At 33.6% G+C, this 12,414-nt stretch carries 11 protein-coding genes; 1 reads left to right on the top strand and 10 read right to left on the bottom strand.

Features of this window, described 5'->3' with window-relative positions; genetic code table 11:
- Positions 1 to 40: 40 nt before the first annotated feature.
- Both AC1Z3K_RS07115 and licT read right to left on the bottom strand, forming a co-directional pair.
- On the bottom strand, positions 41 to 1,951 hold the full coding sequence (locus AC1Z3K_RS07115) for a beta-glucoside-specific PTS transporter subunit IIABC (RefSeq protein ID WP_461732310.1): 1,911 nt from the start codon (positions 1,949 to 1,951) through the stop codon (positions 41 to 43).
- A 50-nt stretch (positions 1,952 to 2,001) separates the two neighbouring features.
- Entirely contained in the window at positions 2,002 to 2,841 is an 840-nt protein-coding gene (licT, locus tag AC1Z3K_RS07120) for a BglG family transcription antiterminator LicT (RefSeq protein ID WP_461732311.1), read from the bottom strand.
- Positions 2,842 to 3,654: 813 nt separating this feature from the next.
- Between licT and AC1Z3K_RS07125 the strand changes: the two genes are divergently transcribed.
- Positions 3,655 to 4,947 (top strand): ISL3 family transposase, encoded by a 1,293-nt coding sequence (locus AC1Z3K_RS07125; RefSeq protein WP_461732312.1) that lies wholly within the window; start codon positions 3,655 to 3,657, stop codon positions 4,945 to 4,947.
- Between the two features lie 239 nt (positions 4,948 to 5,186).
- On the opposite strand, the gene AC1Z3K_RS07130 is transcribed toward AC1Z3K_RS07125, so the two are convergent.
- From AC1Z3K_RS07130 to AC1Z3K_RS07165, 8 genes are all read right to left on the bottom strand, one after another.
- Positions 5,187 to 5,450 (bottom strand): type II toxin-antitoxin system RelE family toxin, encoded by a 264-nt coding sequence (locus AC1Z3K_RS07130; protein ID WP_461732313.1) that lies wholly within the window; start codon positions 5,448 to 5,450, stop codon positions 5,187 to 5,189.
- Positions 5,451 to 5,454: 4 nt separating this feature from the next.
- Positions 5,455 to 5,679: a type II toxin-antitoxin system RelB family antitoxin gene (gene relB / locus AC1Z3K_RS07135; RefSeq protein ID WP_461732314.1), complete on the bottom strand. Its 225-nt coding sequence runs from the start codon at positions 5,677 to 5,679 to the stop codon at positions 5,455 to 5,457.
- A 958-nt stretch (positions 5,680 to 6,637) separates the two neighbouring features.
- Entirely contained in the window at positions 6,638 to 7,024 is a 387-nt protein-coding gene (locus tag AC1Z3K_RS07140) for a hypothetical protein (RefSeq protein WP_461732315.1), read from the bottom strand.
- A gap of 1,367 nt (positions 7,025 to 8,391) precedes the next feature.
- The gene (locus AC1Z3K_RS07145) at positions 8,392 to 9,252 is read right to left on the bottom strand and encodes a hypothetical protein (RefSeq protein WP_461732316.1); all 861 of its coding nucleotides are present in this window, start codon (positions 9,250 to 9,252) and stop codon (positions 8,392 to 8,394) included.
- A 477-nt stretch (positions 9,253 to 9,729) separates the two neighbouring features.
- Complete coding sequence (locus tag AC1Z3K_RS07150; protein ID WP_426084766.1) at positions 9,730 to 10,044, bottom strand: hypothetical protein; 315 nt, start codon at positions 10,042 to 10,044, stop codon at positions 9,730 to 9,732.
- A gap of 237 nt (positions 10,045 to 10,281) precedes the next feature.
- Positions 10,282 to 10,641 carry a hypothetical protein gene (locus AC1Z3K_RS07155; protein WP_461732317.1) on the bottom strand — a complete coding sequence of 120 codons (360 nt, stop codon included), beginning with the start codon at positions 10,639 to 10,641 and terminating at the stop codon, positions 10,282 to 10,284.
- A 398-nt stretch (positions 10,642 to 11,039) separates the two neighbouring features.
- The gene (locus AC1Z3K_RS07160) at positions 11,040 to 11,681 is read right to left on the bottom strand and encodes an ABC-2 transporter permease (RefSeq protein ID WP_461732318.1); all 642 of its coding nucleotides are present in this window, start codon (positions 11,679 to 11,681) and stop codon (positions 11,040 to 11,042) included.
- Positions 11,674 to 12,414: an ABC transporter ATP-binding protein gene (locus AC1Z3K_RS07165; protein ID WP_461732319.1), complete on the bottom strand. Its 741-nt coding sequence runs from the start codon at positions 12,412 to 12,414 to the stop codon at positions 11,674 to 11,676. Before AC1Z3K_RS07165 ends, AC1Z3K_RS07160 begins: the two co-directional genes overlap by 8 nt.

Genomic DNA, 12,414 nt, shown 5'->3' on the forward strand with positions numbered 1-12,414 from the left:
CTCCCATTTTTAACATGCTTCTATTTGATTGACTCTTCAATTATGCAAGAACTGTTAAAAGCGAATCGGAAATTTCCACACTTGTCTCTTCTGTTTCAATGACATCCAGAAATTTATCTGTGTTGGTTACTGTAATAAAGGTTGTTAGCTCATATCCCGCAGCTTTGATTTTTTCTATATCAAATGTTACTAATAAATCACCTTTTTTCACTTGCTCGCCTTGTTTTTTTATCTGTGTGAAAAATTCACCTTGTAGTCTGACTGTATCTATTCCAATATGAATGAGTATTTCCACACCATTTTCATTTGTAAGTCCAATCGCATGTCCTGTTGGGAATACATTTGTTAACACTCCATCTATTGGAGCAAAAACTTTTCCTTCACTAGGTTCAATTGCAACTCCTTTACCTAATGCACCACTTGCAAATGCTTCATCGTTGGTTGCTTTCAAAGGAATCACAGTACCTTTAATTGGACTAACTACTGAATCCTTTATCAACAAATTTTCTTCTAAATTATTTTTTGCAGATGATACATCCTCTTTTTCGTTTTCTGTTTCTTGGTCATCTTTGAAGTTAAAATATACAAGCACAAATGCTGCAACAAATCCAACAAGTGCTCCTAATAGCATGCCATAAAACCCTTGATCTAATCCATTAGGTCCAATCGTACTTGGGAAAACAAAGAGTCCAACCATTAATGCATACGCCTTCGTCCCCATTAAACCTGCTACTCCACCACCAATTGCGCCACCAATACATCCAAGAATGAATGGTTTTTTCTTTGGTAACGTAACTCCGTATATAGCTGGCTCTGTTACACCAAATAAACCAGAAATGAAAGCCGGATAGGATAAATTTTTCAATTTCTTGTCTTTAGTCTTTAACATGATTCCTAATACGGCGCCCGTTTGTGCAAAAATAGAAATAGCCAAAGCTGGAACAATGTAATCATGACCTAAAATAGCTAGATTATTAAACGTAATCGGCATCAATCCCCATTGCAATCCAAAAATTGTGAATACTTGCGCAAATCCCCCCAATAATGCTCCAGCAATTACTGGACTAAAATTGAATAGGCTTTCTGTTGCCAAACCAATTAGCTGACCACTCCAAGTAGCGATTGGTCCAATAACAATAAACGTCACTGGAACGACAATCAACAAAGTTAATGATGGTACAAAGAAATTTCTCAAAACACTTGGAATGATTCTCTTAAATATAGGTTCTACTTTTGAAGCTACATAAGTAGCTATGATGATTGGAATAACACTAGAAGGATAATTCATTAAAATAACCGGAATTTTCAAAAAAGTAACATGAACTGGTGATTCAATAATACTTCCTTTAAATAGTGTATATAGTACCTCACCATTCATCATTTCGGCAACCGTTGGATAAACTAAACAAGCACCAATAGCCATCCCTATAAAAACATTGGAATTGAATTTTTTTGCTGCTGTGTAACCTAAGAAAATCGGAAAGAAATAGAATAAGCAATCCCCAATAATATTTAAGATCTGATATGTGCCTGAAGTTGTTTCTAAAATACCAAAGGCAACTAATAAAATATTGATTCCTTTTAATAAAGCTGTACTTGTTAAAATACCCAAAACAGGCGTAAAAACACCAGATACAACATCAATAAAGCGGTCAAATAAATTCATTTTTTCTTTTGGACTCTCATCATTACTCTGTTGAGTATTTAGTTTATATAATGTGCTGATATCTTCATAAACATCAGAAACATGGTTGCCAATCACCACTTGATACTGCCCACCACTTTGGACAACAGCCACAATCTCCGGGTTATTTTTCAATGCTTCAGTATTCGCTTTGCTTTCATCTTTCAACTTAAATCTCAAGCGAGTTGCGCAATGTGTTAAATCATTTATATTTTCTTTTCCACCAATATTTTTTATAATATTATGGCTTAACTGTTCGTATTTCATTTGAAAGCTCCTCTCATTTTCTTTCATTCTCTCCTGTTAAAACATTATATTTAATCGCGACCATATTTAGTCAGACGCTCCACATGCACAGTCAAGTATAGTTTCTCTTCATTTGTTAATGTCACTTTTAGATACTGTTCAATTCTTAGCGTACATTCATATGCTTCTGGATATTTTTCCTTCACTTGCTCAAAAAGAAAATCATCTGTATCATCATTCAATTTATGGTTTTTCTTGAGACGTTCAAAAAAGAAACGTAAATGCGTAACAAACCTTTCATAATAGACTGATTTATCATCTAAAACCATGCCAAATTTATACTCAATGATTCCCATTATATCCTTAATTTTTTTCATTTGTTTGTGCATATCTAATTGTTTTGAATCACTATTATCCATTTGAGCATTGATTAAATGAAAAGCAATATTACCAGCTTCATCTTCATTTATTTTTCGATGTTCTGTTGCTTCAATCAGTTTTAAAGCTTTTGAACCTACCGCAAATTCTTTTGGATAAAATTTTTTAATTTCCCATAATAAAGGGTTTGAAATTTGAACACCTTCATCATAAAGTTTTAGCATATGATAGATGTGATCTGTTAATGAAATATAAATATAATCACTAAGTCTAGTATTCAATTCTTTTTTTGCATATTGAATAATGTCATAACATAAAGAAATATATTGTGATGGTACATGTTGCATCAAATCTAAAAATTTTTTTGATGCTTCCTTCTCCTTTAAAGAAAATATCTTTTCAGCACGCTCCTTATCAACTACTTCACCAGCACTACGTTTAAAGCCAATGCCATTCCCCATCACTACAACTTCTTCACCAGTCTTATCTATCGCAACTAGTGCATTGTTGTTAAATATTTTTTGAATGATCATTCAAATTCTCCTTTCCACCAATAATCAGTTACACTAATGCAAGAGTAAAATTTAGCGCTAAATTTTACTCTTTTGTGAATGACTCTTGATTTCTACGATCTCGTAAAAAGAAAAAGACTGGTACACAAAAAGACGATAACGAAGAATGTAATCACTTTACATTCTTCGGTATCGCCTTCTTCAGTAACAATCCGTGCATTTAATTTAGCATACTATGATAAAGAATGCAAGCGTTTTTATTAGAAATGCATACATTCCTTGGTCCATTTTGACATGTCTTTAAATATTTCAAGACTTTCACTCTAGCCAATCATATCTTAATGATATTATCGAAATTTGTTAGAACAGGCATCAATCATTAATGTTAACAAAGATATTAGTGGATCACCAGTTGGCGTGTGGTCACAGAAAGACTTTGAAATTATCCAAAACTATTTAGACCGACCTAATCTTGATATCTACTATGATTCTGTAAAAAAAGAACTCCCTGGATAAGGGGATTAAATGCAACTATTTAAAATTAGTCGCTTCTCTTTTTTATCCATTCACAAACCCTCGTTTTTGAACCCCCATGAAACATTAGATTTAACTATTAAAAAAATGCTGATCTAAAACTAGAAAGAGCTGTAGACACAATCTCTTTCTAGAAATTTTGTCTACAGCTCGAACCATCAGTACAGATTATTTTGGCTCTATACTTTTTGATGTTGGTAGAATTCACCAACATCTTTTTTATTTTATCAAACAATAGAAAAGACACCTCGAAATCCTTTAGAATTAATTTGGCGAACCAACTCAAAAAAAGGAATCAAGATGTCTCTCACTCAGCTTATCAAAGAAACGTTGGATATCCTAGACCTAAATATTACTTTCGAGGAAAATTGTTTAACGAGAGAAAGATACAAGGGACAAATTTGTTCAATTTATCGCGGAAAACTCTCTTATTCCCCTCAAGAATGCGTTCATTGCGAAACTGTTGTTCCTTCGAATCTGATACGTTTGGGGATGACAACCGTACGGTTGTTAATGAATGACGTTTCTGAATACCGGACATATCTTGAACTGAAAAAACAACGCTTCAAGTGTAAGGCCTGTCAACGGACCTTTGTTGCTGATACTTCTGTGGCACAAAAGCATTGCTTCATCACTGAAAAAGTCCGCTGGTCCATTGTGACTCGCCTAAAGAAAAATACCTCCATGACAGAGATTACTCATCAAAAGAACCTGTCTGTTTCTTCCGTATACCGTGTGATGAAGCAATTTTATCGTCCGATAAATCCGTTTCGAACACACCTGCCCAAAGTGTTGTGCTTTGATGAATTTAAATCTGTCCGCAGTGTTACCCATGCCATGAGTTTTATTATGATGGATGGTGAAACCCATCATCTATTGGATATCGTGGAGAACCGGCAGCTGCCTTTTTTAGAACGTTATTTCAGCCGTTTCTCAAGAGAAAATCGTGAAACTGTACAATTTATCGTAATCGATAGGTACGCACCTTATGTTTCACTGGTCAAAAAACTATTTCCAAATACCCAACTTATTATTGACCGTTTCCACATCGTCCAGCACATTGGAAGAACGTTTCGTACCCAGCGAATGAAGGAAACTACTCGGTTACTTCAAAGTAAAGAGTCGAAGTTGCGTAGTACCGGAAAACAAATGAAGAAGTACTGGAAATTGCTTCAAAAAGACGAAAGCAGACTGAACGATGAAAAACGCCTTTGGCGTCCTGGTTTCAAGGACTACTTAACAGAAACTGAGATTGTGAATCGCCTGTTTCATGTTTCTCCTGAATTACGAATCGGCTATCAACTATACCAAGATTTGCTTTATGCGGTAAAAAAACGCAATCAAGAACGCTTCGAAGAACTGCTTGTTTCCAACCCGATACTTCCAGAAAATTATCGAACCACTTTGAAGACGTTTCGAAAGTTTCTCCCACAAATTAGGAATCCCCTTCAGTACACCTACTCAAATGGACCACTGGAATGTCTGAACAACCATATCAAAGTCTTGAAAAGAAATGCATATGGATTTCGCAGCTTTTACAACTTCAAACTGCGAATCATGATTCGCCACGGCAACGCGTTGCTTGTACATTAAAAAAGGGGCTGTGACATTAGTATGCCTCAGTCCCTTAAATCCGGATAAACGGTGTTTCAGAAGTAACTTCTTCGACAATAAAGCGGAAATTCGCAAAAATTTGTGGAACAATTTTCGGAATTTCCGCCTTATTGCTTGAAGCTGAACACTTCTGTCACAACCTCTCCAATAGTTCTAAGATTTCTCTTCACCAACATTAGTTGACAAAGAGCCTCTTTTATTAACTATAGAAAAAACTATTAATACACTTTTCTTCTATGACCAACTTCTAAAGCAAGTATTATTAGCTTATCTTCCTCTATTTTGCAGATTACTCGATAGTCCCCAATTCGGTAACGCCATTTTCCACTGTAATTCCCAACAAGTGCTTTTCCTGATTTTTTTGGGTTATCAGTATTATCTATATTTTTTGCTAACCACTTCAGAATCATCCTTGCCGTGAAATTATCCAGTTTCGCTAATTGTTTATCGAATTTAGGCGTTGTTTCTACTCTATAATTCATATAGTTAATCAACCTCATACTGCTTCATAAGTTCAGCTAGAGGAGCACGCTTTTTATTTTTTAAATATTCTTCATAAGCAATATCTCCGACATGCGCGTCATAACTATCTTCCAAGCTCTCAAGAGTAGCTGTTCTTAGCAAATCTGACAAACTCTTACCTTCAATTTTTGCCATTTCATCAAAGAATTTTTTTTCTTCATCCGATACTCTAACAGTAATTGTCGCCATCTTTAAGCACCTCTTTCTTTATTGGTAAATAGATTATATCATGAACACAAACGTGCGCAAACACATTTGTGTTCTTTCGTATCTCAAAAATTCTCGTTTTTGATAAACAATATTTTACACTTAAAAATGACTTCCGAATCTCCTTCAGATATGAAGCAGCCGAATAAAATTTCCCTATACCCATAATTTACACTACTGGCAGATTATTAGTGTAGCAATTAAAACATACTTACAGGTAGACTAACATAACTTTTATTAGGATAATCAGTAAAACTTTGCTTTATCCATCCGAGTAATGTATATTGTATATAAAGTAATAAACTGCATACTGTAGTTAGAGGAAACAAAGACTTTGTTGTTATTTTCAATGATACAAAAATAGAGAGTTTTTCGTCAAAAGAAGAAGCAGTTCAATATGCTCATACTAAAACTAGACAAAATATCTAAATTGTAGCCGCATTCTCTATTTTAGTATGTAAATTCATAAAAAAATTGTCTTTTATTTGAGAAGTTAAACAGAAATTTACTGCGATTTTTGAACTTTATTACTTTGAATGGCATTCATCAAGGATCTGTTCATTCTTATATTTTATAATAGTTCGATATCCTTTGTTACTGAAATAACTTGTATCTCTCCTAAATCAAACTGTTCCTTTTCTCGATACCATTTTCTATATGCAATTTCTGGCTCTTTCTATTTTTTTGAGATTGCTAGTACAAAACCTTTACCCCAAGCCCCAAGATTATTGCATATATGAGCAATGATTTTATTCCCTGAAGCTATGGGTTTTATCGTATATCTCCACAAGGAGTAGTTACAGAAACTGACTCCTCTGGAAATCCATACTAAACTAATTACAAATATATATAAATTTATGCAAGCTATCCCAGTTTTGGGGTAGCTTTTTGATGTTCCCTTTCAAACTCTTCTTTACTAACTCTTTTGAGAATATGACAACTAATGAACAGCGTTTCCTTCTATCCTTTGCCAATTTTTACCATCAAAACTAAATTTCATATCAAACTGAGTATTACAATTTCTTCCCCAATAATCCATAGTAATTGTATTTCCTTCAAAATATATCACTGCTAGATCAAAGGGAAAACCATCAATCGAATCTTTGTTTTCAAAATATTCTTGTACTTGATTATCCAAATCTGGAACAGCCATGCATATTGTTTCAAACCATTTTATCAACTCATTAAACTTTACACGTTGAATAGGCTCTAAATAAATCACTATATCATGTTTCTCAGAAATAGTGATTTCGTTATCTACTTTCATATCCAGTAAGCTCACTTTAGAAATAAAATCAGCAGCCTTATATCTATTCTTTTCTATCAATCCTATCAGCCCCTCATTGTTTTTTTTAGATAAATGCTTTATAACATGTTTTCACAAAAATGGAGTACTGTTTCCCAGCTTCTAAATAAGCAGTCATTACAAGCTAACCTTTCCCCTCATATTTATTCCCCTAATTTCCTTAAACATAAAAGCACGCTTTTTTTGATTGGGTTTAGGTACTTTAATCATACAAATTTGTGTGCTTTTTATGTACTCCTAAATCAAAAAAATGGAACAACAATCAGATTTTCTTCTGATTATTGTCCTACTATTACTGAGCTCCATTAAGTACTCTCTGAAGTGCTTTATTTATAGCGTCGGCATCATCTGGATGTTCTAACTGTAAACTGTTAGACTCTGATATTGCAGCTGCGAGACTTGTTTGAACAGACTGTTTCACTTGGGGATCTTCAATAGAATTTATATAGTCGATTTGTCTTTGCCGAGCATCTTTTATAACATTGTAATAATAGTCTTCTAAATTGTTATTACTTTCTTCACTCTGTTGTACAGGTGTAGACTCTTTATCAATGTAACTTGATTGTTGATTGATGACGATACATCATTTATTTCAGAAGTAGAACTAAAAGTTGTTTTTTGAGCTGAACTGGATGTTCTTGTTGATGACTCTGATTCTTTAATGCTGGTACTAGATTCTTCCGAAATTGTAACGTTTCCGCTAGTACAACCTACTAACAGAAATGAGTAAAACTGGTGCCAAAAATTTTTTCATTTTACATTTGCCTCCTTTTTAAAATTTCTTTTTGAGTAAAAATACCAAATTCATTTGTAAAATAAACGGGTGCTGATAGTAATCTTTTCAACATAATCAAATTGTCAACATTTCCCCTTCATTTTTTGCTATCCTTTTTTTGAGAATGTGCTTCTATACTTCTTCTATCTATTTATTTTATTCTACTTCGCTTATCGTTGAAAAGTCTACCTTTTTTGTACTCCTGATCAATTTCTCCTTTGTCTCATCTTTTCTCACACCCGTCACAAGCTTTAGCATTTCCACCTTTTTTTATCTCTCCTACTCCTTTTTGAAATGCACATTGGTCTCTGCATTACCATACTTCCTTATTTTTCTGTGCTGTACCTAATTCCATTTTTAAATAACTGGGTTGTACTTATTACAATGCCTACACTTGCTAAAATGAGAATATCCTGTTTTCTTATACTTTTTTTCACTTTTAACAGCTTCCTAAAAAAATTCATCTACACCTCAGCTTCATAAGCTTCGTTTTGCTCAACAGTCCCCTTTCAAAGCCATGACTATTCACTAGATAAATAAACAAAAAAAGGCATGAGTTATTCTCATACCTTTTTGTTTATTCTAAAAAAATACTTTATCAATTTAACAACGATTAATCTATCCAGTTAATAGGAATCCATGCATTTCCATGGAAATTAACTATTCTTCCATTGTTAATGGCCCAAGAAAACGATAGATATTTTGCATCTGGAGAAATGTTTTCCCATTTCAACAAGCTATCTTGTTCAGTAAACAACTCGTCATCACTATTAGATTCAAGTTCATTGTACTCAATTTTCTTATCTCCAAATTGTTCCGATTTAATTACAGGACTGTACATTTCGTAACTCGTTGTTCCCCTTTTCAGCGTTACAGTTTGCAGTAATCCACTAGTGCTTACATCAATTTCAGTCAAATTTGTTAGGTTGGATAACTCAGAAATATCATATAGTGCTAACATATCTGGTTTTGCATCCATACCTTCATCCTCACTGTCTGAATAACCTTTACTATAAATTCTAAGATTTTCTAACGCTGCTAAATTTTTAAGGTCTTTCAAGTTTGTGTTATCACCATACTCTATCCAAATGGATTTCAAATTAACCGAATTTTTTATTGGGGATAACTCTTGCAGTTCCTGCATAAATTCGCCCTGCAAAATTTCCAAGTTTTCAGCATACTCCAAACCGTTCAGGTATGGTTCTTCCCAATCCGAGTCAACCTCTGTCACCATATCCATATATTCCATCGGAACAACACCATATTGATCAAAAACATATTCAAAATCATTCAAACGATTATATTGTTCCGTTTGAGAAAGATTGTCGGAAATCTCCCAGTACAAATTATCCCGCACATCTTTTGATGGTGCTTGAATAAAATTTTGTCCCCCAGCTGCTTTTGCAACTAAAGGTACCATTGACAATCCGACTACTGAAGCAACAACAAATGTAACTATTTTCTTTTTTTTCATTTAAAAAAACCCCTTTCCATGTTATTTTATCAAAAATTAAATTACTATTCAATAATTTTTTAGTAAAAATTAAATATTATCTTTTCCATTTTTGTCTAAAAAACCAACTTTTAAACCAGTTATACTTACAGATTTTCACTAAAAAAATCCCCTGTACCTTAAAATTACATAAAACAGATAAGCGTAAAAACCATATTCATTCTTTCAAAAGTTACTACTGTTTTTCCTAATATCTTCGGATACCGTGTGATTATAATCGCATACGTCTTTTCATAGAAACTCTTCTGGCAAAAATATTTTATTATTTTTCAACGTTAAGTGTCACAAAAAACCAAAGAATATTTTATTCATACCATTGTTATTCGTTATTAAAAAACTATTCCAAATAAGCATATAATTAAACTCTGATACTTATCTGCCGGTACTCACTATTGCGTCTCTTTTTGAGGTGGCTTGCGTACAAGCGACATGCTTTACCTACTTCAGCTCGTTGACGATTACAGTAGCGTTATAACCGATGTAGATATTGGTTTTAAGTCCCGTTTCAGCATCAATATACTCTAACCGCCCTTCGCCATAACTAATATCAAATTTCCCTTTTTCTTCATAAATAATTGAGCCGTCTGCATTATAAACCAATATCTCTCGATTTAATCCATCATTTAATGACGACTGCATATTCTTCTGCCAGCGTTTTCCACCTGCTGTACCAAAAATAATAAAAAGAACTAATGCACCTACTAATACCACTGAAATGCCTACTCCAATAAAAAGATTTTTCTTTTCCTTCATTTACTCCGCCTTCTTTCTATCTGTTTTTAAATAACTTTAACCCTGAAGTCATCTTACCAACTACTTAAAATATCTATCTCAACGTTCAATAGCTTCACATTGATTATTACTTAGTTTCCCACTGGATTAAACGAATTTCAAATTCATTCGCAAGTACATTTTCCTCCTATAATATCAAATCATTCCCAACTTATTTTTTCCTTCAATTTATCGCTAGCTTATCAAAGAATAAAACTGTTATTTTAATTTAATGCGGCAAGCTATCTTTCCTAAAAGTATAGCTAAGTAAATGAAAACAAAAGTAGCAATTAAAGAAAAAAATAAATATGATGCCCCTGAATAAAACTCTTTGCTTACAAAATACCTGCCTAACGGAACTATATAAATAAAAAATCCTATCCCCAACACAACACCAACAAAATTTATAATTATTAATTTTAGATGGGGGCTCTTTCTATTTTCTATATCCGTTGGTAATACATTTCCCATATTATCCGTATTAGAGCGTCCTAATAAATTAGTATTTTGGCGATCAAACTCACTATTTCTAATAGTAGAATTTTGAGCAAATTTTTGTTGTTTTTCTCTATCCCCCATAACTACTCCTCTTTTCTAAAAAGTATTTGTGAAAATAATATTTCTTTAACTGTTTAAAAATCTTTTTGGGTTTCGAATTACACTGTCGAATCTTCTGATTGGTTTCAACCACTGATCAATTTTGAGAAATTGTCTTCTGGTTTAGACACTCAGCTTTATGACTAGCCCTTCAATGTTTACCTGAACATTAGTACTAATCATTTTAGCTTTTTACTTTAGCTTCATCATTTTATTATAATATAAAGATAAAGATTTGGTACCCCATTAAAACATACTACATTGATTAAGTTAGATATTTCCTCTTTAAAACCGTACGTTAATACAGCAAAAAAAGAGATGCGTCAACATCCCTTTTTTAGTTGAATCGTTTATTACTCAGCAAAACTCTATTTTATTCCTTATAAATCTACGCGTTCAAAGCGTTTTGACGCTATTTTATAAGCTAGAAATGTAAAGACACTATATATTATGATTCCAGCAATTAGAATAGGAGCCTGCTTTAACATTAGAGCCGGTGTCATACTATCCACCCACTGCATCCCCGGAACATAGGTGAAAGATTCCATTACAACGACAATAATCATTGCTGGTATAATGCCATATATAAAGGCTCGCCCAACCTTATACGCTGTTTTATAGAACTCCGTAAAGAAAAATAAATTGAATACAGCATATACAATCAATCCAAACCCGTAATAAGCGACGTTTGCTTCAATTCCAATCGGGTTACCCTCCGGCAGGATTAATGTTCTAAGATAGGCAAATGGTAAAGAAATAAGCAACTGTCCTAATTCTACAATTACGACCAGCACACATTTTGATTTTACAATATCTTTTTTTCTAACTGGCAGCAGTGCTGTATAAAAGGCATCGTGGTTTTCACGGGCATTATAAAATGTAATGAATGATGCTAAGCAGCCAAAGAAAAATACAATGCCGTACGGATAAGAAGGAATAATGATTAAACACCCTAATAACATAAACACGTACAGTGTTGGATGCGCACATAAACGAAATTCCTTATAAACCAGATTAGTCACTGTAATTCCTCCTTTCAGTACGAATCATAATTTCTTCCAGTGACAGCTCCTGTTCATTTGGCTTTTTGAGCTGTTGAAATGATTTTATAAATGTCTCTTTCGCCGCACTTAATAGTATTCTGCCATTTTTGATATAAGTAATGTTATCTGCACATTTATCCAGGTCTGAGGTAATATGGGTGGAGAACAGTATTGATCTTTTCCCATCCTTTACCAGATATTTAAACAAATCTAATAAGTCCTCACGTGCGACAGGATCCAAGCCACTGGTTGGTTCATCAAAAATCAGCAGGTCCGCATGGTGGGATAATGCTAAGGTAATCAAATATTTTACTTTCATACCTGCAGACAGCTGATTAACACGTTTGCCCGCATCCAAATCAAACATTTCCATATATTTCTGGTAGGCATGGTCATCCCACTCTTTGTAAAAACGGCGAGTGACCGACGTAATATCAGATAATTTTTTATACTGATAAAAGTCTATCCCTCCAAGAACGACACCGATTTTTTGTTTACATCTTGCCTCTTCTTTTCTGAAGTCAGTATCAAACATTCGGATGGTTCCTTCATCAGGAGAAACCATATTAAGCATAGCTTTCAACGCAGTACTTTTCCCTGCGCCGTTTTTCCCAATCAACCCCATAATTTTTCCCTCTTGTAGTGAAAAAGAAATCCGTTCTAATGTGAATTTAGGGTATTTTTTTGTTAAATTATGAACCTCTAGCAACAT

This window comes from Enterococcus sp. LJL128 (assembly GCF_056924295.1).